General features: G+C 71.6%; 18 protein-coding genes, 1 pseudogene and 2 CRISPR repeat arrays. Of the genes and pseudogenes, 11 read left to right on the top strand and 8 right to left on the bottom strand.

What is annotated here, in order from left to right; all coding sequences use genetic code 11:
• Positions 1 to 24 precede the first annotated feature (24 nt).
• From trpB to IF27_RS23700, 8 genes are all read left to right on the top strand, one after another.
• The gene (trpB, locus tag IF27_RS23735) at positions 25 to 1,263 is read left to right on the top strand and encodes a tryptophan synthase subunit beta (protein ID WP_052851772.1); all 1,239 of its coding nucleotides are present in this window, start codon (positions 25 to 27) and stop codon (positions 1,261 to 1,263) included.
• A complete protein-coding gene (gene trpA, locus IF27_RS23730; RefSeq protein ID WP_052851771.1) occupies positions 1,260 to 2,081 on the top strand; it encodes a tryptophan synthase subunit alpha in 822 nt (273 codons plus the stop codon). Before trpB ends, trpA begins: the two co-directional genes overlap by 4 nt.
• 69 nt (positions 2,082 to 2,150) lie before the next feature.
• Entirely contained in the window at positions 2,151 to 3,377 is a 1,227-nt protein-coding gene (locus IF27_RS23725) for a DUF1266 domain-containing protein (RefSeq protein ID WP_052851770.1), read from the top strand.
• Positions 3,378 to 3,435: 58 nt separating this feature from the next.
• Positions 3,436 to 4,182: a DsbA family protein gene (locus IF27_RS23720; RefSeq protein ID WP_052851769.1), complete on the top strand. Its 747-nt coding sequence runs from the start codon at positions 3,436 to 3,438 to the stop codon at positions 4,180 to 4,182.
• A 689-nt stretch (positions 4,183 to 4,871) separates the two neighbouring features.
• Entirely contained in the window at positions 4,872 to 5,882 is a 1,011-nt protein-coding gene (gene lgt, locus IF27_RS23715) for a prolipoprotein diacylglyceryl transferase (protein WP_052851768.1), read from the top strand.
• A 31-nt stretch (positions 5,883 to 5,913) separates the two neighbouring features.
• On the top strand, positions 5,914 to 6,618 hold the full coding sequence (locus IF27_RS23710) for a VIT1/CCC1 transporter family protein (protein WP_052851767.1): 705 nt from the start codon (positions 5,914 to 5,916) through the stop codon (positions 6,616 to 6,618).
• Between the two features lie 401 nt (positions 6,619 to 7,019).
• A complete protein-coding gene (gene gltB, locus IF27_RS23705) occupies positions 7,020 to 11,576 on the top strand; it encodes a glutamate synthase large subunit (protein ID WP_110946190.1) in 4,557 nt (1,518 codons plus the stop codon).
• On the top strand, positions 11,569 to 13,029 hold the full coding sequence (locus IF27_RS23700; RefSeq protein ID WP_052851766.1) for a glutamate synthase subunit beta: 1,461 nt from the start codon (positions 11,569 to 11,571) through the stop codon (positions 13,027 to 13,029). Before gltB ends, IF27_RS23700 begins: the two co-directional genes overlap by 8 nt.
• A gap of 135 nt (positions 13,030 to 13,164) precedes the next feature.
• Here the strand turns inward: IF27_RS23700 and IF27_RS23695 are convergent, their stop codons facing one another.
• Positions 13,165 to 13,965 (bottom strand): AraC family transcriptional regulator, encoded by an 801-nt coding sequence (locus tag IF27_RS23695; protein WP_052851765.1) that lies wholly within the window; start codon positions 13,963 to 13,965, stop codon positions 13,165 to 13,167.
• 162 nt (positions 13,966 to 14,127) lie between these two features.
• Here IF27_RS23695 and IF27_RS23690 point away from each other — a divergent pair, with 162 nt between their 5' ends.
• Positions 14,128 to 15,603 (top strand): DHA2 family efflux MFS transporter permease subunit, encoded by a 1,476-nt coding sequence (locus IF27_RS23690; protein ID WP_052851764.1) that lies wholly within the window; start codon positions 14,128 to 14,130, stop codon positions 15,601 to 15,603.
• A 196-nt stretch (positions 15,604 to 15,799) separates the two neighbouring features.
• The gene (locus tag IF27_RS23685) at positions 15,800 to 16,138 is read left to right on the top strand and encodes a chorismate mutase (RefSeq protein ID WP_052851763.1); all 339 of its coding nucleotides are present in this window, start codon (positions 15,800 to 15,802) and stop codon (positions 16,136 to 16,138) included.
• 28 nt (positions 16,139 to 16,166) lie between these two features.
• Here the strand turns inward: IF27_RS23685 and IF27_RS23680 are convergent, their stop codons facing one another.
• The 5 genes and pseudogenes from IF27_RS23680 to IF27_RS31655 all read right to left on the bottom strand — a co-directional run.
• On the bottom strand, positions 16,167 to 16,439 hold the full coding sequence (locus IF27_RS23680) for a hypothetical protein (protein ID WP_223291187.1): 273 nt from the start codon (positions 16,437 to 16,439) through the stop codon (positions 16,167 to 16,169).
• 100 nt (positions 16,440 to 16,539) lie between these two features.
• Positions 16,540 to 17,016: a hypothetical protein gene (locus IF27_RS23675; protein WP_052851761.1), complete on the bottom strand. Its 477-nt coding sequence runs from the start codon at positions 17,014 to 17,016 to the stop codon at positions 16,540 to 16,542.
• A 310-nt stretch (positions 17,017 to 17,326) separates the two neighbouring features.
• Positions 17,327 to 17,688: direct repeats of the CRISPR family, unit length 30 nt; unit sequence GTTGCGAACCCACCGTGGGGTGATGAGGAC.
• Positions 17,689 to 17,827: 139 nt separating this feature from the next.
• Complete coding sequence (locus tag IF27_RS23670; RefSeq protein ID WP_052851760.1) at positions 17,828 to 18,316, bottom strand: hypothetical protein; 489 nt, start codon at positions 18,314 to 18,316, stop codon at positions 17,828 to 17,830.
• A gap of 191 nt (positions 18,317 to 18,507) precedes the next feature.
• A complete protein-coding gene (locus IF27_RS23665; RefSeq protein ID WP_110946189.1) occupies positions 18,508 to 19,698 on the bottom strand; it encodes a helix-turn-helix domain-containing protein in 1,191 nt (396 codons plus the stop codon).
• A 278-nt stretch (positions 19,699 to 19,976) separates the two neighbouring features.
• A CRISPR array of direct repeats spans positions 19,977 to 20,274; the repeat unit is 31 nt; unit sequence CGTTGAGAACCCACCTTGGGGTGATGAGGAC.
• Between the two features lie 289 nt (positions 20,275 to 20,563).
• Positions 20,564 to 20,826 (bottom strand): annotated as a pseudogene (locus IF27_RS31655) (NUDIX hydrolase); the annotation flags it as partial.
• Between the two features lie 421 nt (positions 20,827 to 21,247).
• Between IF27_RS31655 and IF27_RS23660 the strand changes: the two are divergent.
• Positions 21,248 to 21,634, top strand: coding sequence for a hypothetical protein (locus IF27_RS23660; RefSeq protein WP_052851758.1), 387 nt, complete (start codon positions 21,248 to 21,250; stop codon positions 21,632 to 21,634).
• 103 nt (positions 21,635 to 21,737) lie between these two features.
• Here IF27_RS23660 and IF27_RS23655 read toward each other — a convergent pair whose 3' ends face one another.
• Entirely contained in the window at positions 21,738 to 23,960 is a 2,223-nt protein-coding gene (locus IF27_RS23655) for an RICIN domain-containing protein (RefSeq protein ID WP_223291186.1), read from the bottom strand.
• Positions 23,961 to 23,978: 18 nt separating this feature from the next.
• Positions 23,979 to 25,364 carry a chitinase gene (locus tag IF27_RS23650; protein ID WP_052851757.1) on the bottom strand — a complete coding sequence of 462 codons (1,386 nt, stop codon included), beginning with the start codon at positions 25,362 to 25,364 and terminating at the stop codon, positions 23,979 to 23,981.
• Between the last annotated feature and the right edge of the window lie 120 nt (positions 25,365 to 25,484).

The following is a 25,484-nucleotide window of genomic DNA, read 5'->3' as shown; positions in this document are numbered from 1 at the left end:
CCGCCCGGAAGGCATCGCCCACCCATGTCCGCACACTTCTTCCATCCCGACCCCGAAGGGGCGGTCTTCGGCACCGGAGGCTACTTCGGGGCCTTCGGCGGGACGTTCGTCCCCGAGGCCCTGCGCTCCGCCGTGGACGAGGTCGCCGCCGCGTACGACAAGGCCAGGCAGGACCCGTCCTTCGCCGCCGAACTCGACGACCTCTTCGTCCACTACGTCGGCCGCCCCAGCCCGCTGACCGAGGTGCCCCGCTTCGCCGAGCACGCAGGGGGCGCCCGGATCTTCCTCAAGCGCGAGGACCTGAACCACACCGGCTCGCACAAGATCAACAACGTGCTCGGCCAGGCGCTCCTCACCCGCCGCATGGGCAAGCGCCGCGTCATCGCCGAGACCGGCGCCGGGCAGCACGGCGTGGCCACCGCCACCGCCTGCGCCCTGCTCGGCCTCGACTGCACCATCTACATGGGCGAGATCGACACCGAGCGCCAGGCGCTGAACGTCGCGCGCATGCGCATGCTCGGCGCCGAGGTCGTCGCCGTCACCTCGGGCAGCCGCACCCTGAAGGACGCGGTGAACGAGGCGTTCCGCGCCTGGGTCGCCACCGTGGACGACACCCACTACCTGTTCGGCACCGTCGCAGGACCCCACCCGTTCCCCGCCATGGTGCGCGACTTCCAGCGCGTCATCGGCGTCGAGGCGCGCCGCCAGATCCAGGAGCGGACCGGGCGCCTGCCCGACGCCGTCGTGGCGTGCGTCGGCGGCGGGTCGAACGCGATGGGCATCTTCCACCCCTTCCTCGCCGACACCGAGGTCCGCCTGATCGGCTGCGAGGCCGCCGGGCACGGCGTGGACTCGGGCGAGCACGCCGCGACCCTCACCCTGGGCGAGCCCGGCATCCTGCACGGCTCCCGCAGCTACGTCCTCCAGGACGACGAGGGCCAGATCACCGAGCCGTACTCGATCTCCGCCGGCCTCGACTACCCCGGCATCGGCCCGGAGCACGCCCACCTGAAGGACAGCGCCCGCGCCGAGTACGTGGCCGTCACCGACGACGAGGCGATGCAGGCCCTGCGGCTGCTCTCCCGCACCGAGGGCATCATCCCCGCCATCGAGTCCGCCCACGCCCTCGCCGGGGCGCTGCCCCTGGGCCGCGAGCTGGGCGAGGACGGCGTGCTCGTCGTCAGCCTCTCCGGGCGCGGCGACAAGGACATGGACACGGCCGCCCGCTACTTCGGGCTCTACGAGGAGGGCACGGACCGATGAGCGGCACCGGCGAACAGCACCTCAGCTCCGTCCTGGCGTCGGTACGCGACGAGGGCAGGGCCGCCCTGATCGGCTACTTCCCGGCCGGGTACCCCACCGTCGAGCGCGGCGTCGCCGCCGCCGTCGCCATGGCGGAGGGCGGCTGCGACGTGATCGAGATCGGCCTGCCCTACAGCGACCCGGTCCTCGACGGGCCCGTCATCCAGAACGCCGACGTCGTCGCCCTCCGGGGCGGCGTGCGGATCGCCGACGTGATCCGCACCGTCCGCGACGTCCACGCCGCGACCGGCGTGCCCGTGCTGTGCATGACGTACTGGAACCCCGTGGACCGCTACGGCCCCGAGCGCTTCGCGGCCGAACTCGCCGCGGCGGGCGGCGCCGGGTGCATCCTCCCCGACCTGCCGGTCGAGGAGTCGGCCGAGTGGCGCAAGGCCGCGGAGGGCCACGGCCTCGCGACCGTCTTCGTCGTCGCCCCGAGCAGCCGCGACGACCGGCTCGCCACCGTCACGGCGGCGGCCAGCGGCTTCGTCTACGCGGCCTCCGTCATGGGCGTCACCGGCGCCCGGACGGCCGTCGGCTCGGGCGCAGCCGACCTGGTGCGGCGCACCCAGGCCGTCACCGACCTGCCGGTCTGCGTCGGGCTCGGCGTCTCCACGGCGGAACAGGCCGCCGAGGTCGCGGCGTTCGCCGACGGCGTGATCGTCGGCACCGCGTTCGTGAAGCGGCTGGACGAGAGCGGCGAGGACACCACGGCGGGCCCGGCGGGGCTGCGCGCCCTGGCCGCCGACCTCGCGCGGGGCGTGCGCGCCGGGCGCTGAACTCCGCCCGCCCAGGGCCCCGGCACCGGAACGCGGTCACCCGGCCGCGTTCCGGTAGGGTCGGGATCCATGGGCACCGACGGGGCCGCGGAGGACATACCGTGGCAGCCGCCATCGGCGGTGGAGCAGCGGTTGTACGACGCCGGCAGCGCGGGGGAGTGGGACACCTACCTCGCCGTCCTCGCCGGGACCGACATCTTCCTCCCCACCTCCCGTGAACTCTCCGACGCCGCGGGCGCCTTCACCCCGCCGTTCCCCTACACGCCCTTCCACGACCCGAGGTTCAAGGGCCTGAGCCTCCCCGCGTTCACCCGCGGCGCGCTCCCGCCCCCGACCGCCGACCGCGTCTTCGAACGCGTCGATCTGCGCCACCTCTCCCGCGCCCTGCCCCGATCCATCCGCTGGCTGGCGCTGAACCCAGGCACGCCCGCCGAGACCTTCCTGCCCGCCGACGCCCGCCGCTGGCGCAGGGCGGCCAAGGCCCCGGTCGCCGAGGAACGCCTCAAGACCCTGTGGAACGGGCACCGTTCCGGACCGCTCGCGCACGGCATGGCCTGCGGCGCGCTCCTCATGGTGAACAACGGCGCCCCCTGGAACCAGCTCGGCTGGCAGAGCGGCGGCTACTCGGAGGAACGCGCGCTCCTGCGCCGCTGGTGGGGCGTCGGCAGCCGCGCCGAGTGGCAGACCATGCAGCGACGGTTGCTGCGCCGTGAAGTCATCTCCCCGGCCTGGGAGTTCGTCCTGCGCATCCGGCAGGCGATGATCCTGGAGGTCGGCGCCGTCCCCGAGGCCGCGCAGTGGCGGGAGACCGCCGAGCGCATCATCCTCTCGCGCACCGCCGAGGTCGTGGACCAGACCGGCAGGCCTCCCGGCTTCGACCTCGACGCGGACATCGCGCTCGTCCAGGACCTCATCGGACGGGTCCTGCGCTACGAGGCCAGGTTCCGCGCCGACGGGCTCCTGGACCAGGGCGCGTGCGTGCGGTCCGTCATCTCCTGGGACATCGGACGCGCCTCCTGCATGGCCCGCTGGGGGCTCGGCGCCCGCTACAGCAGCGTCGCCGAGACGGAGGCGGCCGTCCTGCGCGCCGGGGCCGTCGCCCGGCAGGCGTACCGCTCGTGGGCCGACTTCGCGACGGGCTACATCCTCGGCCGCTGCCTGCACTTCGACAGCGAGGAGTTCGGCGACTGGTACACGGAGATGCGCGAGGCGCACCGCATCCTCTCCACGCACCAGGAGAGCCCGTGGCTCAGCGTCCCGTGGGAGCAGCCCGCCGCGGAGCGCACCGAGCGCTGATCCGTCGGTCTTCGCCGTCCGGGCGTGTCCTGCGCGGACCCGGTTCGTTGGCCCAGGCGTGAGCGAGAAGAACCGAGAAGGCAAGCGCAGCGCCCGCGAACGGCTCAAGGAGCAGCGGGAGCGTGAGAAGAACTCCGAGCGGCGTGTCCGCTCGGTGAAGGTGGGCGGCGTCGCCGTGGCCGTCCTCGCCGTGGCGGCGGGTCTCGGCGTCGTGGCGGCCGGGGGCGGCGACGACTCGGCGAGCGGCGCGAGCGCCGAGCCGATCGTGGTGGGCCGGGCGGACGCCCCGGCGACGCTCACCGTCTACGAGGACTTCCGCTGCCCGGCCTGCGGCCAGTTCGAGCAGACCTTCCGCGACACGGTGCACGAGCTGACGGACGACGGGTCGCTGCGGGTGGAGTACCACCTCGTCTCCATCATCGACGGCAACCTCGGGGGCAACGGCTCCAAGTACGCGGCCAACGCCGCCGCCTGCGCGCGCGACGCCGACCGCTTCACCGAGTACCACGACGTGCTCTTCGGCAACCAGCCCGCCGAGACGGACGACGCGTTCGGCGACAGGACGCGCCTGCTCGACCTCGCGGCCGACGTCGATGGCCTGGACACCCCGACGTTCCGCGGCTGCGTGGAGGACGGGGAGCACGACGCGTGGGTCAACCGCTCCAACGCCGCCTTCACCAGCAGCGACTTCAACGCGACGCCGACGATCCTGCTGAACGGCGAGGACATCTACGGCTCCTCCGAGCCCCTGACCCCCGACTCCCTGCGCTCCCGCGTCGAGGACCTGGCCACCGCCGCGCCCTGACACCGTCCCTCTCCCCGTCCGACACCTTCACCGGCACCCGTGATCACACTGCGATCACGGGTGATTCACTTTGCCCGTGATCCGTCCGTTCGATCCCACGGTCCATCCCGCGTGGCTCGCGTCGTCGATGTGAAGGACGCGAAGATCCTTCTCCGCGCACGGCCGACAGAGCCCTGCGCCGGTGGCGGGGCGCAGAGGGGACGCGCTCGCGCTCCTCGACCCCCTGGCCACGGAGGTCGGCGACCACATGGCCCGCTCCCTGCGCGAACCGAGCGTCGAGCACGCCGCCGCCGTCCTCTTCTCCCGCTTCCACGGCGACCACGCCTTCGTCCACCCCCTGCCGGCCACGGACGGCTCGGACGAGGCCACCCGCACGTCACCCCCGGCACGGTCCGGCGCCTCACCTGGAACGCCGACCGGGGCAACGACGACGGCGCCGTCACGGACGGCCACCTCGACCCGCTGTTCGACTCCCGGCTGCGGGAGCGCGGCGCCCTGGCGGCCCGGAGACCGATCCGTACGACCGCAGCGGCGAGCCGGAGAGCGAGGAGTGCGGCGTCGTCCCGCGCATCCGACCCGGGACGGGCGACCACCCGGCGTGACGCCCCCGGCGCCCACCGTGAGAGTCGATCTCATCCGGGTCCATGGATTACCGCGCGGGCCGAAGGCACGGTAGCGTCGGGGACACCATGGAGATCCTGGCCTCGATTCCCAGCCCCGGTGAGAGCGAGATCCACCTCGGACCGCTCCCGCTGCGCGGGTACGCGCTGTGCATCATCATCGGCGTCTTCCTCGCCATCTGGCTCGGCGGCAAGCGCTGGGTCGAGCGGGGCGGCAGGCCGGGTACGGTCGCCGACATCGCCGTCTGGGCGGTCCCGTTCGGCCTCGTCGGCGCGCGGCTCTACCACGTGATCACGGACCACCAGCTGTACTTCGGCGAGGGCCGCGACTGGGTGGACTCGTTCCGCATCTGGGACGGCGGCATCGGCATCTGGGGCGCCATCGCGGGTGGCGCCCTGGGCACCTGGGTCGCCTGCCGCAGGCGCGGCATCGCGCTGCCCCCCATGGCGGACGCCCTCGCCCCCGGCATCGTGCTCGCGCAGGCCGTCGGCCGCTGGGGCAACTGGTTCAACCAGGAGCTCTACGGCCGCGCCACCGACGTGCCCTGGGCCGTCGAGATCGACAACGGGCTGGACAACGGCACGTTCCACCCCACCTTCCTGTACGAGTCGCTGTGGTGCCTCGGCGTCGCGGCGCTGGTCCTGTGGGCCGACCGCCGCTTCAAGCTGGGCCACGGCCGCGTGTTCGCGCTGTACGTCGCCGCCTACACGGTGGGCCGCTTCTGGATCGAGTACCTCAGGATCGACGAGGCGCACGAGTTCCTCGGCCTGCGGCTCAACGGCTGGACGTCGATCCTCGTCTTCACCGCCGCCGTCGTGTACTTCGTCCTCTCCGCCAAGCGGCGGCCGGGACGTGAGGAGAGCGTCGAGCCCGGCGCGGACGACGCCACGGACGGCGCGGACGCCCTGGATGCCCCGGACGCCTCGGACGACGACGCCCCGGCGAAGGTGAGCACCGAGAAGGCCGACCCGGCGGACGACGCCGGTGAGCCCGTCGCCGCGGAGGTCGGCGCCGGGAGCGCGGCCGACGCCGACAAGGACGCAGGGGACGACGCGGACGCCGCTCCGGCCAAGCCCTGACCCTGCCGCCGCCGCACCGCCCGAGCACCCCGTGAGCGAGAACGCCGAAGCGCACCACAGCCACCGTGACGTGAACGGTGGCTGGCTCCGGCCTTCCGTCTTCGGCGCCATGGACGGCCTGGTCTCCAACCTCGGGCTGATCGCCGGTGTGGCGGGCAGCTCGGCCTCCTCGCAGACCGTCGTCGTCGCCGGGATGGCGGGGCTGGCCGCCGGGGCGTTCTCCATGGCGGCGGGCGAGTACACCTCGGTGGCCTCCCAGCGCGAGTTGGTGCAGGCCGAGATCGAGGTCGAACGCGTCGAGCTGCGCCGCCACCCCTCCGCCGAGCTGGACGAGCTGACCGAGGTCTACGTACGGCGCGGCGTCGAGCCGGGGCTCGCCCGTGAGGTCGCGCGGCAGCTGTCCGCCGATCCCGACCAGGCCTTGGAGATCCACGCCCGCGAGGAGCTGGGCGTCGCGCCGGACGACCTGCCCTCGCCGACCGTGGCGGCCGTCTCGTCGTTCGGGGCCTTCGCGGTGGGCGCCGTCCTGCCGGTGCTCCCCTATCTGCTCGGCGCCGCGTCGCTGTGGCCGGCCGTCGCGCTGGCGCTGCTCGGCCTCTTCCTGTGCGGCGCCGTCGTGGCCCGGCTGACGGCGCGCCCCTGGTGGTTCAGCGGGCTACGGCAGCTGGCGCTCGGCGCCGCCGCGGCCGGGATCACGTACGCCCTCGGCGCCCTCTTCGGCACGGCGCTCGGCTAGAGCGCCTTCGGCGAAGGACCCTCGGGCACTGTCACCCGGCGTGACCCCGACCTTTCGCGCCATTTTTCCCATGATCGGGAATAGCGGACACCCCTGAACGCGCTGTGCCATCGGACGTGCCGCCCGGGTGAGTTTGTTTCTGGCGGGTTTCGGCTCCTTGACACCGGGCATAGGTCGGGTGGTCTCCGAGCGGTGGCCCGCGGCCACGAGGCCGGGCGCCGGGTGGCCATATCCGCCATAACCGGCACGGTTCCACGGCGCCAAGTCCGCATCGTGGACCTCTGTATCCGCTTCCCGGGAACCGGGTCATCGTGTAACCTGCACGAAAATTTAACGAACGCCAGGGCCAACGTCGTCCCTCGGAAGCCAGCACCAGCCACAAGACGACGACGGGAGAGCCGATGCGTTCCGCGTCCCACCCGGTTCGACAGGGCCTGTACGACCCGCGCGACGAGCACGACGCGTGCGGCGTCGGCTTTGTCGCCACGCTCACCGGTGAGGCCAGCCACGAACTGGTCGATCAGGCGCTGACCGTGCTGCGGAATCTCGAACACCGCGGTGCCACCGGTTCCGACCCGGACACCGGCGACGGAGCCGGCATCCTGCTCCAGATCCCCGACGCCTTCCTCCGCGAGGCCGTCCCCTTCACCCTTCCGGCCGCCGGCGCGTACGCGGTCGGCACCGCGTTCCTCCCGGCCGACCCCGCCGAGGCCGACGCCGCCGCCGCCCGGATCGACGCCCTCGCCGCCGAGCAGGCCCTCACCGTCCTCGGCTGGCGCGAGGTACCCGTCGCCCCCCAGCTCCTCGGCGCCGCCGCGCGGGCGACCATGCCGTCGTTCCGCCAGCTGTTCGTCGCCGACACCGAGGGCGGACGCACCGGCCTGGAGCTCGACCGGCTCGCCTTCGTGCTGCGCAAGCGCGCCGAGCGCGAGGCCGGTGTCTACCTACCGTCGTTCTCCGCGCGCACGCTCGTCTACAAGGGCATGCTCACCACGGGGCAGCTGGAGCCGTTCTTCCCCGACCTGTCGGACAGGCGGCTGACCAGCGCCATCGCGCTCGTGCACTCCCGCTTCTCGACCAACACGTTCCCCAGCTGGCCGCTGGCACACCCCTACCGTTTCGTCGCCCACAACGGCGAGATCAACACGGTCCGCGGCAACCGCAACTGGATGCGCGCCCGCGAGTCCCAGCTCGCCAGCGGCCTCTTCGGCGGCCAGGAGCAGCTGGAGAAGGTCTTCCCCGTCTGCACCCCGGACGCGTCCGACTCGGCGAGCTTCGACGAGGTCCTGGAGCTGCTGCACCTCGGTGGGCGCTCGCTGCCGCACGCCGTGCTGATGATGGTCCCGGAGGCGTGGGAGAACCACGAGTCCATGGACCCGGCCCGCCGCGCCTTCTACCGGTACCACTCCACGATCATGGAGCCCTGGGACGGCCCGGCCTGCGTCACGTTCACCGACGGCGTCCAGGTCGGCGCGGTCCTCGACCGCAACGGTCTGCGCCCCGGCCGCTACTGGGTCACCGACGACGGCTTCGTCGTGCTGTCCTCCGAGGTCGGCGTCCTCGACATCGACCCGGCGCGCGTCGTGCGCAAGGGGCGGCTCCAGCCCGGCCGCATGTTCCTGGTGGACACCGCCGAGCACCGCATCATCGAGGACGACGAGATCAAGGAGCGGCTGGCCGCCGAGCACCCGTACGCCGAGTGGCTGGACGCGGGCGTCATCGAGCTGGCCGACCTGCCCGAGCGCGAGCACGTCGTCCACACCCACGCCTCCGTCACCCGCCGCCAGCAGACCTTCGGCTACACCGAGGAGGAGCTACGCGTCCTGCTGACGCCGATGGCGAGGACCGGCGCCGAGCCGATCGGCTCGATGGGCACCGACAGCCCCATCGCGGCGCTCTCCGAGCGCCCCCGGCTGATCTTCGACTACTTCACGCAGCTGTTCGCGCAGGTCACGAACCCGCCGCTGGACGCCATCCGCGAGGAGCTGGTCACCTCGCTCAACTCGGCGCTCGGCCCGCAGGGCAACCTGCTGGAGGCCACCCCGGCGTCCTGTCGCACCGTGACGCTGCCCTTCCCGGTGATCGACAACGACGAGCTGGCCAAGCTCATCCACATCAACGCCGACGGCGACCTGCCCGGCTTCGGCGCCGCCACGATCTCCGGCCTCTACCGCGTCGGCGGCGGCGGCACGGCGCTCGCCGAGCGGCTGACCGCCATCGAGGGCGAGGTGGACGCGGCCCTCGCCGACGGCGCCCGCATCATCGTGCTCTCCGACCGCCACTCGGACGCCGAGCACGCCCCCATCCCGTCGCTGCTGCTCACCTCGGCCGTGCACCACCACCTCATCCGCACGAAGCAGCGCACCCAGGTGGGCCTGCTCGTCGAGGCGGGCGACGTCCGCGAGGTGCACCACGTCGCGCTGCTCATCGGCTACGGCGCCGCCGCCGTCAACCCCTACCTGGCCATGGAGTCGGTCGAGGACCTGGTGGCCCGCGGCACGTACCTGCCGGGTGTCGAGGCGGACGAGGCCCTCCGCAACCTCATCAAGGCGCTCGGCAAGGGCGTCCTGAAGGTCATGTCCAAGATGGGCATCTCCACCGTCGCCTCCTACCGGGGCGCGCAGGTCTTCGAGGCCGTCGGCCTGGACGAGGGCTTCGTGGACACCTACTTCCACGGCACCACGACCAAGATCGGCGGCGCCGGGCTCGACGTGGTCGCCCGCGAGGTCGCGGCCCGTCACGCCAAGGCGTACCCCGCCTCCGGTGTCGCCCCCGCGCACCGTGACCTGGAGATCGGCGGCGAGTACCAGTGGCGCCGCGAGGGCGAGCCGCACCTGTTCGACCCGGACACGGTCTTCCGGCTCCAGCACTCGACGCGTGAGCGTCGCTACGACATCTTCCGCCAGTACACCTCGCGCGTGAACGAGCAGTCCGAGCGGCTGATGACGCTGCGCGGCCTGTTCCGGCTGCGCGAGGGCGAGCGCGCCCCCCTGCCGCTGGACGAGGTCGAGCCGGTCGCCGAGATCGTCAAGCGCTTCTCCACCGGCGCGATGAGCTACGGCTCCATCTCGCAGGAGGCGCACGAGACGCTGGCCGTCGCCATGAACCGCCTCGGCGCCAAGTCGAACACCGGCGAGGGCGGCGAGGACTCCGACCGCCTCCACGACCCGCTGCGCCGCAGCGCGATCAAGCAGGTCGCGTCCGGCCGGTTCGGCGTCACCAGCGAGTACCTGGTCAACGCCGACGACATCCAGATCAAGATGGCCCAGGGCGCCAAGCCGGGCGAGGGCGGCCAGCTGCCGGGCCACAAGGTCTACCCGTGGGTTGCCAAGACGCGGCACTCGACGCCGGGCGTCGGCCTGATCTCGCCGCCGCCGCACCACGACATCTACTCGATCGAGGACCTGGCGCAGCTGATCCACGACCTGAAGAACGCCAACCCGGCGGCCCGCGTCCACGTGAAGCTGGTCTCCGAGGTCGGCGTCGGCACCGTCGCCGCGGGCGTCTCCAAGGCGCACGCCGACGTCGTGCTGATCTCCGGCCACGACGGCGGCACCGGCGCCTCGCCGCTCACCTCGCTCAAGCACGCGGGCGGCCCCTGGGAGCTGGGCCTCGCCGAGACGCAGCAGACGCTGCTGCTCAACGGGCTGCGCGACCGTATCGTCGTCCAGACCGACGGCCAGCTGAAGACCGGCCGCGACGTCGTGATCGCCGCCCTGCTGGGCGCCGAGGAGTTCGGTTTCGCGACCGCGCCGCTCGTCGTCTCCGGCTGCATCCTGATGCGCGTGTGTCACCTGGACACCTGTCCGGTCGGCATCGCCACCCAGAACCCGGTGCTGCGCGAGCGGTTCACCGGCAAGCCCGAGTTCGTCGTCAACTTCTTCGAGTTCATCGCCGAGGAGGTCCGCGAGCTGCTGGCCGAGCTGGGCTTCCGCACGCTGGAGGAGGCCGTCGGCCGCGCCGAGCTGCTCGACGTCTCCCGCGCCGTGGACCACTGGAAGGCGCAGGACCTCGACCTCGCCCCGCTGCTGTACGTGCCCGAGCTGCCCGAGGGCACCGCGCGGCACCGCGTCACCGACCAGGACCACGGGCTGGCGAAGGCGCTGGACAACGAGCTGATCCGCCTCGCGGCCGACGCCCTGTCCGCCGCGACCGCGGAGGAGGCGCACCCGGTGCGCGCCCAGGTCGCCGTCCGCAACATCAACCGCACGGTCGGCACGATGCTGGGCCACGAGGTGACGAAGCGGTTCGGCGGCGCCGGGCTGCCCGACGACACCATCGACATCACCTTCACCGGCTCGGCCGGGCAGTCGTTCGGCGCGTTCGTGCCGCGCGGCGTGACCCTGCGCCTTGAGGGCGACGGGAACGACTACGTCGGCAAGGGCCTGTCGGGCGGCCGTCTGGTCGTCCGCCCCGACCGCGCCGCCGACCACCTGCCCGAGTTCTCCACCATCGCGGGCAACACCATCGCCTACGGCGCGACCGGCGGGGAGATCTTCCTGCGCGGCCGGGTCGGCGAGCGGTTCTGCGTCCGCAACTCGGGCGCCCTCGTGGTCGCCGAGGGCGTCGGGGACCACGGCTGCGAGTACATGACCGGCGGCCGGGCCGTCGTGCTCGGCGCGACCGGGCGCAACTTCGCGGCCGGTATGTCGGGCGGCGAGGCGTACGTGATCGACCTCGACCTGAAGAACGTCAACACCGGCATGGTCGCCGTGGAGGAGCTGGACGACTCCGCCCGCGCCTGGCTGCACGAGGTGGTGCGCCGCCACGCGGACGAGACGGGCTCCACGGTCGCCGCCGGGCTCCTGAAGGACTGGGACGCCGCGGCTGCCCGCTTCCGCAGGATCATCCCCACCACCTACAAGGCCGTGCTCGCCGCCAAGGACGCCGCCGAGCGGGCCGGGCTCTCCGAGTCCGAGACCCACGAGAAGATGATGGAGGCGGCGTCCCATGGCTGACCCGAAGGGCTTTCTCACCACCGGCCGCGAGGTCGCGACGTCCCGCCCCGTCGAGGAGCGCGTCCGCGACTGGAACGAGGTCTACGTCCCCGGTTCGCTGCTGCCCGTCATCAGCAAGCAGGCCGGGCGCTGCATGGACTGCGGCATCCCGTTCTGCCACCAGGGCTGTCCGCTCGGGAACCTCATCCCCGAGTGGAACGACTACGCGTACCGCGGCGACTGGGCCGCGGCCAGCGAGCGGCTGCACGCGACGAACAACTTCCCCGAGTTCACCGGGCGGCTGTGCCCCGCGCCGTGCGAGTCGGCCTGTGTGCTGGGCATCAACCAGCCGCCGGTGACCATCAAGAACGTCGAGGTCACCATCATCGACAAGGCGTGGGATGCGGGCGCGGTCACGCCGCAGCCGCCGCAGCGCCTGTCGGGCAAGACCGTCGCCGTGATCGGCTCGGGCCCCGCCGGGCTCGCCGCCGCCCAGCAGCTGACCCGCGCGGGCCACACCGTCGCCGTGTTCGAGCGGGCCGACCGCATCGGCGGCCTGCTGCGCTACGGCATCCCGGCGTTCAAGATGGAGAAGCGTCACCTCAACCGCCGCGTCGAGCAGATGCGCGCCGAGGGCACCAAGTTCCGCACCGGCGTGGAGGTCGGCCGTGACGTGGACGCCGCCCGGCTGCGCAAGCGGTACGACGCGGTCGTCATCGCCGCCGGGGCCACCACCGCGCGTGACCTGCCCGTGCCGGGGCGGGAGCTGAAGGGCGTGCACCAAGCGATGGAGTACCTGCCGCTGGCCAACAAGGTGCAGGAGGGCGACCTCGTCACCTCGCCGATCACGGCCGAGGGCAAGCACGTCGTCGTCATCGGCGGCGGCGACACCGGCGCCGACTGCGTCGGCACCGCCCACCGGCAGGGCGCCGCGTCCGTCACGCAGCTGGAGATCATGCCGCGCCCGGGCGACGACCGGCCCGGCCACCAGCCGTGGCCGACGTTCCCCATGACCTACAAGGTCACCTCCGCGCACGAGGAGGGCGGCGAGCGCGTCTACGCGGTCTCGACCACCCACTTCGAGGGCGACGAGGACGGCAACGTGCAGTTCCTCCACCTGGTCGAGGTCGAGTTCGTGGAGGGCAGGCTCACCCCGCTGCCCGGCACCGAGCGGAAGATCCCGGCCCAGCTCGTCACCCTGGCCATGGGCTTCACCGGCACCGACCAGGAGAACGGGCTCGTCCAGCAGTTCGGCCTTGAGCTGGACGCGCGGGGCAACGTCACGCGCGACGCCTCGTACGCCACCTCGGTGGACGGCGTGTTCGTCGCCGGGGACGCCGGGCGCGGCCAGTCGCTGATCGTCTGGGCCATCGCCGAGGGCCGCGCGGCGGCCCGTGGTGTGGACCGCTTCCTGACCGGCGAGTCCACGCTGCCCTACCCGGTGCGGCCCACGGACCGGTCGCTGACCGTCTGACCCCGCCCGCCCCACCCGTGCCGTACAGAGCCGTACGGACAGCTCGACGCCCGCCCCTCCCCGACCGAGGGGGCGGGCGTCGTCGCGCCCCCGGCCGCGACCGTCCGGCGCGTCGAACTCCGCATCCCGCAGCGGTCATTCATCGGCGGCGCTCGCAGCAGATGCCTCGAACGAGGCGTCGCCACGAAGGTAGCGTCCCGGGGACGTGCCGACGGTGCGCCGGAACGCCGCGAGGAAGGCGCTCGCTGTCGCGTACCCCACGGTGCGTGCGACGCGGGAGACGGGCTGGCCCTCGGCGAGCAGGGGGAGGGCGGCACGCAGCCGCAGATGGGTGCGCCAGCGGTCGAAGTTCATCCCGGTGTCATGGACGAACAGCCGGGTCAGGGTGCGTCGGCTCACGCCCACGGCCCGTGCGTGCGCCTCAAGGCTCCGTGGGTCCGCCGGGTCGGCGAGCAGCGCGTCGGCCACGGCGCGTACGCGGTCGTCGGCGGGGTCCGGCACCCTGATGGGCGTGGCGGGCAACGGGCGCAGCAGGTCCAGTACGACCGCCTCCGCCCGTAGCCGCGCGTCGTCGGGGAGGTCTTCGCGGCCGAGGTGGGGGATCAGGTGGGCCAGCAGCCCGTCGATGCCGACGGGCGTGGGTTCTGCCCAGCTCAGGCCGCATCTGTCGGGCTCGAAGTAGAGGCTGCACAGCACCGCGTCGCGGGTCGCGCCGGTCCGGTGGACGACCCCCGCGGGCAGCCACAGCGCACGTGTGGGTGGCAGGACCCAGTAGGCGTCCTCGACGGCCACGCCGAGCACACCGTGCCGCGCCCAGGCCAACTGGTGCTGCGGGTGACTGTGCGGGACGAACCACTGCCCGTACGCCAACGGGAAGTTCCCGACGACGATCGCGCCCACCCCGCGCGGGGCGGCTCCCACGACGGTCCTGGTCATGGCTCCCAGCCTATGTCCTCAATGCGACACGGCGTGGCCCTGTAGCGCATAGCGGCTGGCGCGGCCGGTGCATAACGTCGTTCACATGCCGATCACCCACCCACCGCGCCATGGGCGCCACCGCAGTTCGCACCGGCCGTTCACGAAGACAGGGCGGTCGGCATGACGTCGGTGTCAACCATGGCCACGGCCAACGCCCTCGGGCGCCGCGGACCTGCCCTGGTGGTGCTGTGCTTCGTGCAGTTCATGCTCATCCTGGACGACAACGTCGTGAGCGTGGCGCTCCCCAGCATGCGCGACGACCTCGGCTTCAGCGCCGCGGGCCTGGCCTGGGTCGTCAACGCCTACTTCCTCGCCTTCGGCGGGCTGCTGTTGCTGTTCGGCCGCATGGCCGACCTGCTGGGCCGCAGACGCGTCTTCCTGACCGGTGTCGCGCTGTTCGGCGCGGCGAGCCTGCTCTGCGGGCTCGCCCAGGAGCCCTGGCACCTCGTGGCCGGACGGTTCGTCCAGGGAGCGGGAGCGGCCATGGCCAGCCCGGCCGCGCTGGCACTGATCACACTGCTGTTCCCCGGTACCGAGGAGCGCGCCAAGGCGTTCGGCATCTGGGGCGGCATCGCGGCTCTGGGCGGCACGACGGGCCTGGTGATCTCCGGCGCGCTGACCGGCCTGGCGTCCTGGCGCTGGATCTTCCTGATCAACCTGCCGGTGGCCCTGGCCGCCGTCGCGCTGCTCCCGCGCCTGGTCGCCGAGAGTCGGCACGAACGCGCGGTGCGTCTCGACGTACCCGGTGCGGTACTCGGCACCGGTGCCGTGGTGTCGCTCGTCTACGGGCTGCTCCGGATCGGGGAGTCGGGCTGGGGAGACCCGGCCGTTGTCGTCTTCCTGGTCCTTGCCGTGGTCCTGGCCGTCGCGTTCGTCGCGGTCGAGGCACGCACCGCCGAACCGCTGCTGCCGCTGTCGTTCCTGTCGTCCCGGACGCGCGCCGTCGCCAATGGGGCGACCCTGCTGTTCTCCGCCGCCATGTACGCGATGGCCTTCCTGCTGATGGTGCACCTCCAGGCCGTGCTGGGCTACCGCCCGCTCACGGCCGGTGTCGCCTACCTGCCCTACTGCGCCGGAATCCTCGTGGGCATGTGGCTCTCCTCCCGAGCGGTGGCCAGGCTCGGCGCGCGCCCGGCCCTCGTCCTCTCGTTCCTGATCACCGCGGCAGGACTGCTGCTGCTGTCCGGCGTGGCACCGAGCGACGGCTATGTCTCCGGAGTGCTGCCCGGCATGCTCGTCACCAGCCTCGGATGCGGGCTGAGTCTGCCAGCCCTGACCGTCGCCGCTCTCACAGGCACCACCGAGGAGAACGCCGGGCTCGGCTCGGCCCTCCTCAGCTCCGTCCAACAGGTCGGCGGCGCCGTGGGGGTGGCGGTGCTCGTCGCTCTGGCCGCGCGCCGCAGCGACGCGCACGGCGTACAGGACCACCCCGCGCACGCCGCGACGGAAGGCTTCTCGCTCGCGCTCACCGTCGCTGCCGCCCTCGTCGTGCTCGGTGCTGCCCTCATAGGCGCCTTGCCGGAGAAGAAGCACCGTCCGGAAGACGCGCCGCTCGACACCGGAGAAGCCCCGGCCAGCCACGCGAACCCTACGTAGTCACCACTTCGGTCGCGCCCTGTCGGCAGGTGCCGGCCTCGCACGTGGCAGCCGCCGGGCGTCCGCCGACGTGCGAGGCCGGATTCCGCTGATCACGCTGCCGGTGCTCGTCTTCTTCGTCCTCGCGCAGCGGCGTCTTTCGGGCGGTCCGGCGGCCGGCGCGATCCGCTGAGGGGGGCGTCATAGGGTGGCCCCTATGAAGAGCCGCACCGACCTCGACGAGTCCGTCCGCACGGAGCTGACCGCGCTGCGCGACAGCATCGACAACATCGACGCCGCCGTCGTCCACATGCTCGCCGAACGGTTCAAGTGCACGCAGCGGGTGGGCCGTCTCAAGGCGGAGCACGACCTCCCGGCCGCCGACCCGGCGCGTGAGGCCCGTCAGATCGCCAGGCTGCGCGGGCTGGCGGAGGACGCGAAGCTGGACCCGGCGTTCGCCGAGAAGCTGCTGAACTTCATCATCGCCGAGGTCATCCGCCACCACGAGACGATCGCGGGCCGCGCCCTCGACGAGGACGACGTGCGGGGGGAGTGAGCCGCGGTCCGCCCGGCCGGGCCGACCGTCACTGGGTCCGCTTCGGGTGGCCGACCGCGACGAGTTTCAGCCAGCAGACGCGCCTGGGCTCGTCCCACAGGTACCAGATGCGCCCGCCGCCGGTCACCTCTATCTGCCACTGCGGGAGCAGGCCACCGGCGTGCGGCGCGGTGGCCAGGTCGAACCTCAGCTGGTGATGGCGCTCCGTCGGGGGACGCGGGGCCGGGTTGACGCGCATCTCCTGCCACGCCCTGCGTGCGTTCCCCGGGGCCTGGTTGCACAGCTCCCGCCATCCGGCCACCGCATCCTTCGACGCGTACCGGATGTCGCATTCGCCGCCCGTGGGCGGTGGTGCGACGGAGTCCCCCCTGCTCGGTGGCACAGGCCCCAACCCTCCGAGATCAACCCGCCATGTCCACCGGCCCCAGGTCGTCGTCGGTCGATCGACGGAGCTGCGCGGCCAGTTCAGGGTCAGCGTAGACCTCTGCGGTGGACTTCCAGGACGCGATCAGTGGGACGAGAGGGGCGATCGAGCCGAGGTCGGAGGCGGCGCGGGCGGTGTCCATGAACTCCACGAGGAACGTGCGCACCGCTTCCTCGGGCAGGAAGCGCACCCACGGGAACGCCTCGGGGAACACGTCGGTCAGTATCGTGACGGCGGCGGGACTGCTCTTCAGCAGGGCGACGAACATGCGGGTGGTGGAGTCGAGCACCTGGGCGGCCTCGTCGGCCTTGCTGGCGGTGGTGAGGTAGAGGTCCTCCTCGCCACGCCGATGCAGCCGGATGCCCTTGCGCGTACTGCCCTGCATGCGGGCGACGGTGTCCTTCGGCCGCTGGATCAGCTCGGAGAAGTTCGCCTCGGCATGGGTGACGGTCATAGCTGGAAGGTACTTCAAAAGTCGGGCCGCGTCCACGGACGCAGCCCGATCGGCTGGGGAAGTCTGTGCCGGGCGCGACGCCGTGACCAGCGATGTATCGCAAGGAGTGCCCTGCCTGTCACACATTCCTGTGGACGAGGTGTCCACGGCGATGCCTCCGACGCGACGCGCGAGGAGAAGCCGCCCGGCGCGCCGCGATCCGAGGCGCCGACCGCCCTACCCCACCGTCCGCCGCCCAGCACTGCCATCAACCCGCCTCGGGCTGATGAGGATGGAGAGGTGGGAGAAGCCTCGGCCTCGCACGACTGATATTGCGAACCCACCTTGGGGTGATGAGGACCGGGCTGCTCCACGCCGACGCATCCGCCCTGCGGCCGTTGCGAACCCACCGTGGGGTGATGAGGACCCGGACCGCGCCGTCCCGGCTGGTGTGCTCGGTCTGTTGCGAACCCACCGTGGGGTGATGAGGACGGCAGCCGACGGCCCACCCATCCCCATCCCAGACGTTGCGAACCCACCGTGGGGTGATGAGGACGCGCGGCCGGTATGTGATGCTCTGGCCGCTGTGGACGTTGCGAACCCACCGTGGGGTGATGAGGACCGGCAGGGCCGGGACCTCCCCGGCCTCCATGACGTCCTCACGTTGCGAACCCACCGTGGGGTGATGAGGACCCGAGGGTAAAGCCGCTGGTGAGGCGGTGCCTAGCGGGCTCGTGAGAGGCGGAAAGTGCAGCGATCCGCCGGTAGTGCATCTGTGCTGGTCAGACGTGTGCTGGAGCACCGGCCCATTGTGTCAGGCGAGTTGGCCGTCTCAGCCTCGTTCGGCGCCCTCGGGCCAGATGACGTCCACCTCAAGTCCCGCGTCGCGGGCCTCGGTCACCGTGGCGGCTGTGCCGCCGTGGCCGCCGGGTTGCATGGGCACGCCGTCCCAGACTGCCACGAACCGGTCCGCCCGGCGTAGCAGTTCCTTCCCGGCCGCCTCGTACGCCTCCCGGCTCGCCGTGTCGAACGGCATGACGACCACCTCGGACGCTGCCTCGACCAGCCGGTCGTACAGCTCCGCGTGCTGGAGCTTCACCTTCCGAGCCCGGTAATCCCGAGCCGGAGTGACCACCACCAGCCGACCACCCCGCTCCAACACCGCCTCAGCGAACAGGCTGTCCGTACCCGCAGCGATGCAGGAGACACCGACAAGCGCGCCCGGCTCGTACCCCTTCAGCAACTCCTCCAGCGCAGCACGGACAAGGGAAACCGTCCCGTTCGTCAGGTCCATATGTCCGGTGACAGCGAGAGTCGTCACGGCATCACCCTTTCGGCGTCGGAGAGCCAGCGGCTCACACATTCTCAACGAGTGCGAAGCTCGGTCGGATCGGAGGGGCATGCCTTGTGCGCCTGGGCAATTGCGTCGATTCGGGTGGGGAGGCAGGCCATCGTGACTGGCGGATTCTGAAAGTGTGCGTGATCTCGCCTGATGAGGTCATCAGCGTCGCCTCACTTCGTCTCGATGAGTCCCGCCCATTTGGCCAGAAGCGTCAGCTCCGGCTTCGACCTGCGGTGCAGTGAGACGAGTACGCGCAGCACTTCCCGCGCCATGGGGTGGATGCGGGCCATCTGTGGCGCGGCTTCCCTGGCGCGCATCAGGGAGGTGAGTGCGGCGTCCCTGTCACCGGAGGCGAGGTGCGCGCGTGCCGCGTCGATGTGGAGATGGCCGATGCGCGTGGCGGGCAGCCCGGGGAGATCGGTGCCGACGAGTTGGTCCGCCATCGCCACGGCCTTACGGGGACGTTCCAGCTCGATGTGGGTGGCGAGTTCGTGCAGGACGAGGTTGCCCCGCCCGAAGGTGAGGTTGTGTCGGTACTGGTCTGCGGGAGGGAGTCGTTCGGCGAGCTGGCGGGCGTGGCGCAGGTGGTGCTGCGTGGTGGCGTCGTCGCGTGCGCGGGAGGCGAGGGTGACCGCGCGCAGGTGGAGTGATCCGGCGGCCACCAGTCCGGCCGTGCTCTGCGAACCGACGCTGCCCAGCGTGGTCAGCGCGCGGTCGGTCACCGCGAGCCCTTCGAGGTAGTCACCGGCGGACTGGTAGGTGCCTGCGGCGGACCAGGCGGCGGCCATCTGGGCCACGGGTGTCCAGGTCTGTGTGGCCGCCCATTCCTGTCGGGCGGCGATGACGTCCGCCAGGTCGGGATAGCCGAGGCGGTGGGCGAGGGTGAATGCGCAGCTGTAGGCGTCCACGAGCATCTGCCACGCCTCGGGTTCACCGGTGTCGTGGGCGTGGGCGACCGCGCGGCCGATCAGCTCCGGCAACGCCGGTAGCAGATCGGCGTAGTTGGTGGACGCCCGGAGAGCTGACGCGGTGGTGATGTCCTCGGCGAGCGTTTCCGGGCGGACGTCGGCGATCTGCGGGTGACGGTGGCGGCGGACCGCCGAACGGAGCGCATCGATCAGCTGGGGCGCGGGCGACTCGTCGTACGGCTGGCCGTAGAGGACCGACAGCGGGATGCCGAGGGCTCCCGCGATCGCCGCGGCGACCGCAGGGCGGCATGCCCGGTCGCCGATCTCGATCTTGGTCAGAAGGGACTTGGAGATCATCGCGCGGTCGGCCAGCTTCTGCTGACCCCATCCCCGCGCCTTCCGTTGGGTGGCGATGTTCCCGCCAACCGCTGTGGGTGCGTCGGCAGCGTCCATGCTCGTAGCCTTCCCACCGGGCTGATGAGGCACTGATCCACGGCCGATTCCGTCACCGAGTTGCTGCCCGCCCTCGAACGAGAAGACATACGCGGCCTTTTGGCGATGCCGCTCTCATCCTCCCCGTCGTCGCGTGCAGCAGGTCGCGAACCCACCTTGGGGTGATGAGGACCACCGGCACCGGGACGGGGGCGGCGGCGTGAGCACCGGTTGAGAACCCACCTTGGGTGATGAGGACCGGTCCGTAAGGCTGTCACGTACACGCCGTGAAGTGTCGTCGTTGAGAACCCACCTTGGGGTGATGAGGACCAGCCGTAGTACTGCGCGGCCAGGTCCCACGCCTCGGCGTTGAGAACCCACCTTGGGGTGATGAGGACTCGTCGTCGTACCCCCGCAGCACCCCGAGGTGTTGAGAACCCACTTTGGGGTGATGAGGACGTGATGGACCACGTGGGGCAGGGCTACGCCGGGATGACGTTGAGAACCCACCTTGGGGTGATGAGGACTCGACCACGCCCGCGCCCCGTACATGCGGCTCCTCTCCCCGTTGAGAACCCACCTTGGGGTGATGAGGACTACCCGAGGGTAAAGCCGCTGGTGAGGTGGTGTCTTCCGGGCTCGTGAGAGGCGGAAAGTACAGCGATCCGCTGGTAGTGCGTTTGCGCTGGTCAGAGATGTGCTGAAGCACCCTCCCACTGGTTCAGGTGAGTTGGCGGTCTCGGCTCCGTTCGGCCCTCTTCGGGCCGGACGGCATCCACCCTAAGTCCGCCTCGCGGGAGCGCCCGTCGTGGCGGATGTTCCGTTGTCGCGGCCGGTGTGGTCGGACGCGCCAGCGAGCGGTGTACCGGGGGCCAGCAGCGAATGTTCAGGCGTGCAGGTGGTGCAGAGGCAAGAGAGCGGCTGCCGTGTTGGCCGCTGGCACCTCGCCTCTGGTGATGAGGTCGGGAACCGTCTTGAGCGGTACCCAGTCACGACGGCTGGACTCGAAGACGTCCTGCGGATGGCCGACGTGTTCGGCCTCTGCGACCAGTAGACGTGGTGCCGCGCGTCGCTCAGCCCGTTGGACGGTTCGACGGTGACGAGGTGGCGCAGTGGGGCGGCCGGACGCCACCTGGTCTCCTCCAGCATCCGCCACAGATCGTCTCGCCCCGCATGTCTCGTCGATCAGTGCGATGCATCGGCACATCCACGAGTCTGTCGCGCAGCCGGCGTGACCCCCTCCCCTTCGCCGTCCGCACCATCTCGATCGCCGAGACACCCCCTCGTTCCGTCCCGGGAGACGGCGGGTACGCCCCGGCTGCCCGAGCCGGTCCCGGGAGACGAACACCTGACCTGGACGTATGGGCCAGCGTCGAGAGCGGTCGTACGGCCTGACCTCCCCGCGTGAGGCGCGCACGTGACGACGCGCCCGGCCCGTGCGCCCTCTTCCGCCCGCCACGCCGACACAGCCCCCCGGCCGACCGGCGGGCGACGTGCCGAACAGCTTCGCCCTGTGTGATCGATCCGTCACAATGGCCTCCTGAGCCCGCTCCGAGCGAGGGAGGACGCGATGCCCAGGACCGAGAGGGAACGGCGCCGCCGGATCGCCGACGCCGCGACCGACCTGCGCCTGCACCCCGCCGCCGTCCTCTACCTCTGCGCGCCCGAGGTGGCCCCCGAGTGGCTGATCGCCCGCCTCCAGGCGCACGCGGGCGCACGGTCCCTGGCCGTCGCCGACACGGTGATGGACCTCATGGACCCCGCCTCGCCCATGGACGACCGCCCCGGCTGGCAGCACGTACGGGAGCTGGTGCTCGCCCGCGAGGTCACGGCGGTCGTCACGGCGGACGGCGGCATGTGCGGCGGCACGCCGGGGGAGCGCGCGGCCGTCCACGCCTGGCTCGCCGACCACGCCTCCGAGCTGACGGCCGCCCCCGTCCCCGTCGCCCGCGTGTGACAGGGCCCGAGCACGCGAGAGCCCGCCGCCGGGCCCGGGGGACCGGCGGCGGGCTGTGGGGGGTGGGGACGGGGCCTCGCTCCCGCCGCGCAGACCGTGAGGCCTACGGATAGGCGGTCAGATAGCGCACCTGGTTGGCCTGGTTCACCGGGCCGCCCGTGTTGTTGATGATGTTGGCGATCGTGCCGTAGCCGCCGCCGAGCGAGACGGCGACCATGTTGTCGAACCGCACACCCGGCGTGTTCGGCACCTGGAAGGCCCGGTCCGCCACGACGTTGCGGTTGACGTTGAAGAAGCAGTAGCTGCCCAGGCCGTACGCCTCATGGCTCGTCACCGAGTTCGCCACCTGGTAGGCGGCGTAGCCACGGGTGGAGCCGTTCATCCAGGCGGCCTGGTTGGGCGGGTCGTAGGGCATCTCGTTCTGGTAGAAGTACGTCCGCCCGCCGTTGCCGTTCCAGATCGTCTGCGTCTTCTGGTAGTGCTCGACGAACAGGCCGTACATCGTGACGCTGTCGCCGTTCACGATCAGCCCGGTGTCGGCCGTGTTGGTGTTCCAGCCGATGCCGGAGCCGTGGTCGCCGCGCCACAGCCACAGGTGGTCGCCGATGACGTCGTCGCTGTTGACGACCAGGCTGGTCGTCGCCTTTCCGGCGTGCGCCCCGCCGATGCGGAAGAACACGTCGTGCAGCGACGTCGGGTTGGCCGAGTGGTCGGTGGACGACCCGGCCGGGCCGACCTCCATGAGCAGCTGCGAGTTGGTCGTGCCCGCGTCGATGAGGATGCCCGCGAGCTTCACGCCGTCCACGTCGGCGACCGTCATGGCCGTCACGCCGTTGTCCGGGATGAAGGTGGCCAGGCCGAGGCCGAGGACCACCGTGTTCGGGTTGGTCACGCGCAGCGTCTGGTTCAGGTGGTAGATGCCCGGGGTGACGAGCAGGTGCTTGCCCTGGGCCAGTGCCGCGTTCATCCCGGCGGCCGTCTCACCGGGCCGGACGATGTAGAAGTCGTCGTCCAGCGAGAGCGAGCTGCCCGCCTGCGTGGTGCCCCGCCAGCTCGTGCCCAGGGTGTTCGAGCGCAGCGCGGGCACGAAGACGCGGTACTCGCCCGCGTCGTCGATGTAGAGGAACGGCTTCTCGCGGTTCACCGGCGTGCGGTCCACGACGGTGTACGGCGGGCTCGGGAACGTGCCGGCGGGCGGGTTCTGCGCGCCGACGAAGACCATGTTCCAGTTGGAGCCGGTCCACTGCGACCACTCCGTGTTCCGCGACAGCCACTGCTGCTGCGACCCGGAGATGACGCGCCCCGAGACGACCGTGTCCGCCATGAAGCCGCCGCTCGACCAACCACCGTCGTCCAGCTGGAGGTTGCCGTTGACGTGCATACGGCGGTACGGGGCGGCCTGCGAGACGGCCCAGCGCTCGGTGCCCGAGTCGGGCGTCACCGACAGGTTCTCGGCGGCGCGCCAGAAGTTGTGCGTGGCGTTGCCCTGGAACCAGTCGGCCTCGGTGTGCACCGATCCGGCGATGTGCGTGTCGTCGGGCGAGAGGCCGAGGCCCGAGACCTGCGTGTAGTAGCCGACGTTCACGTCCACGTCGTACTCGCCCGGCTTGAAGAGGAACGCGGCCCGGCCGTTGCCGAACTGCGCCGTCTCCTGCTGGTTGAACACGCCGTTCACCGTGGACTGGATCGCCGAGTCCGCCATCGACGGGTCGAAGACATGGACGTTGGGGCCCAGGTCGGGCGTGCCGGGCGGGTTGGAGATGTCAGCGGGGTTCACGTGGAACGATTGTGCCGCCGATCCGTTGCACGCGTACTGCTGGAGCTGCACGCTGTCGGCCGTGGACGCGGCGGGCACGTCCAGGCACTTGCCGCTGTTGCGGTTGACGAAGCGGTACGTGCCGTTCGCCTGCTCGACCGGCTGCCACTGCTGGTTGTTGCCGCCGCTGTAGTTCCACAGCTGGACGGTGCCGCCGTCGGCCGTGGAGACGTTGGTGACGTCCCAGACCTGCGTGGCCGCGTTGCGGTTGCCGATCTGGTAGTAGCCGCCGCTGGTCGGGGTGAGGCGCCACTGCTGCGCGGTCGAGCCGTTGCAGGTGTACTGCTGCACGACCGTGCCGTTGCCGGTCGCGGCGGCGCGGGCGTCCACGCACTTGCCGCTGCCCGCGCCGACCACCGTCGCCCAGCCCGAGGGCAGGGCGGCGGCGGACGGTGGCGCGGCCTGGGCGGCCGGTGCGGTCGTCACCAGGCCGGTGACCAGCGCGGCCAGGGCGAGGCCGAGCCGCAGCGGGGTGCGCCGGGTGGCGCGCCGTCGTCGGAGGGTTCTCACGGTGCCAGGACCTCCCGATCAGCCGGTGTACTGGGCGAAGACGCTGGTGAACTGCCAGTTGGACTGCCCGACGCCCGAGCACGAGTCGGCGGGGCCGCCGGTGCAGGGCCGGTCGCGGTTGACGGACCAGAAGGTCAGGCGCGCCAGGCGGTTCTGCTGGGCGTAGTCCCGCATCGTCTGGAAGTCGGCCACGGTGATGACCTCGCCGACGTCGGTGATGCCGTTCATGGACGAGATGCCCATGCGGCTGTACGCCTGCGCGTCGGTGTAGCCGTACGCGTTGCGCAGCGAGGTCTTCAGGCCCTCGGCGGCGCGCACGGAGAGCTGGCCCATGTTCTGGCCGTTGCCGCCGAAGTTGAACGGCATGATCGTCCAGGCGTCCACGGTGAGGCCCGCGGCGGCGGCGCGGTTGATGAGGCTGGTGTCCGGGCCGTTCTGGCCGGTGCCGAAGGTGACGTAGACGCGCAGGCCGGGGTTGTTGGCCTTGACGGTGCGCAGCGCCTCGACCGTCCGCTGCTGGACGGTGGGGGAGTCGTACGCGGCGGCCTCGATGTCGATGTCGATGGCGCGCAGGTTGTAGGCGTTGATGACGCGCTGGTACGCGGCGGCCAGCTCACCGGCCGAACCGCACGAGCTCTCCAGCTTGTTGCCGCTCCAGCCGCCGAAGGACGGGACGACGTCGCCGCCCGCCGCGCGGATGGTGTTGATGGTCTGCTGGTCCACGCCGCCGGTCAGCGGACGGCCGCCGTCCCACATGGGGTTGCAGTAGCCGTTGCTGAGGACGAAGGCGAGGGTGAACCAGCGCACGCCCGTCGCGTTCATGACGGTCTGGGGGTTCGGCGGGTTGCCCCAGCCGTTGTAGATGTAGGGGGCGACGGCCATCGCGCCGGGGCCGGGGCCCGGGCCCGGGTCGCCGCCGCCGGTGGGGACGTTCCACTTCTGGTTGGCGGTGCCGGTGCAGGTCCACAGCTGGAGGCGCGTGCCGTTCGCGGAGGACTGGCCGGTCGCGTCCACGCACTTGTTGGCCTGCGGGTTCACGATGTCGCGGCCCGCGCTGACGGTCCAGCGCTGGTTGGCGGCGCCGGTACACGTCCACAGCTGGAGCTGCGCGCCGTTGGCGGTGCTGTTGCCGGTGACGTCGATGCACTTGCCGAGGGCACGGATCGTGCCGTCGTCGGCGACCGTCCAGTTCTGGGCGCCCGTGCCGTTGCAGTCGTAGAGCTGGACGGCCGCGCCGTTGGCCGTGCTCGCGCCCGCGACGTCGATGCACTTGCCTGCCAGGCCGGTGATCGGGCCGGTGGCGGCGGCCGAGGCGGGGGTGGCGCCGACGGCCAGGAGGCCGAGGAGCAGGGAGAGGATGGCGAGCGCGCCGGCCCAGGGCCGGGGGCGCAAGGAGGATCGCATGACGCATCACATCCGATACGTGGCGGTGGGGGTGCTCTATGGCATGACTATGACAATCCCGGCGGGCCCGCCGCGTTCCGTTCAGGGCTTGATTTAAGGAGTGGCGGCACAGACCGTCAA

Origin of the sequence: Streptomyces avicenniae, assembly GCF_000719135.1 — a bacterium.
GTDB classification, from domain to species: Bacteria; Actinomycetota; Actinomycetes; order Streptomycetales; family Streptomycetaceae; genus Streptomyces; species Streptomyces avicenniae.
The sequence above is the reverse complement of the archived record's forward strand: the minus strand, read 5'-3'. Positions and strand labels throughout refer to the sequence as shown.

What these genes read in the sequence shown, in the direction of transcription:
- trpB (WP_052851772.1), top strand. Translation starts at nt 25, where the DNA reads ATGTCCGCACACTTCTTCCATCCCGACCCCGAAGGGGCGGTCTTCGGC.
- trpA (WP_052851771.1), top strand. Translation starts at nt 1,260, where the DNA reads ATGAGCGGCACCGGCGAACAGCACCTCAGCTCCGTCCTGGCGTCGGTA.
- IF27_RS23725 (WP_052851770.1), top strand. Translation starts at nt 2,151, where the DNA reads ATGGGCACCGACGGGGCCGCGGAGGACATACCGTGGCAGCCGCCATCG.
- lgt (WP_052851768.1), top strand. Translation starts at nt 4,872, where the DNA reads ATGGAGATCCTGGCCTCGATTCCCAGCCCCGGTGAGAGCGAGATCCAC.
- gltB (WP_110946190.1), top strand. Translation starts at nt 7,020, where the DNA reads ATGCGTTCCGCGTCCCACCCGGTTCGACAGGGCCTGTACGACCCGCGC.
- IF27_RS23700 (WP_052851766.1), top strand. Translation starts at nt 11,569, where the DNA reads ATGGCTGACCCGAAGGGCTTTCTCACCACCGGCCGCGAGGTCGCGACG.
- IF27_RS23695 (WP_052851765.1), bottom strand. Translation starts at nt 13,965, where the DNA reads ATGACCAGGACCGTCGTGGGAGCCGCCCCGCGCGGGGTGGGCGCGATC.
- IF27_RS23690 (WP_052851764.1), top strand. Translation starts at nt 14,128, where the DNA reads ATGACGTCGGTGTCAACCATGGCCACGGCCAACGCCCTCGGGCGCCGC.
- IF27_RS23685 (WP_052851763.1), top strand. Translation starts at nt 15,800, where the DNA reads ATGAAGAGCCGCACCGACCTCGACGAGTCCGTCCGCACGGAGCTGACC.
- IF27_RS23675 (WP_052851761.1), bottom strand. Translation starts at nt 17,016, where the DNA reads ATGACCGTCACCCATGCCGAGGCGAACTTCTCCGAGCTGATCCAGCGG.
- IF27_RS23665 (WP_110946189.1), bottom strand. Translation starts at nt 19,698, where the DNA reads ATGGACGCTGCCGACGCACCCACAGCGGTTGGCGGGAACATCGCCACC.
- IF27_RS23660 (WP_052851758.1), top strand. Translation starts at nt 21,248, where the DNA reads ATGCCCAGGACCGAGAGGGAACGGCGCCGCCGGATCGCCGACGCCGCG.
- IF27_RS23650 (WP_052851757.1), bottom strand. Translation starts at nt 25,364, where the DNA reads ATGCGATCCTCCTTGCGCCCCCGGCCCTGGGCCGGCGCGCTCGCCATC.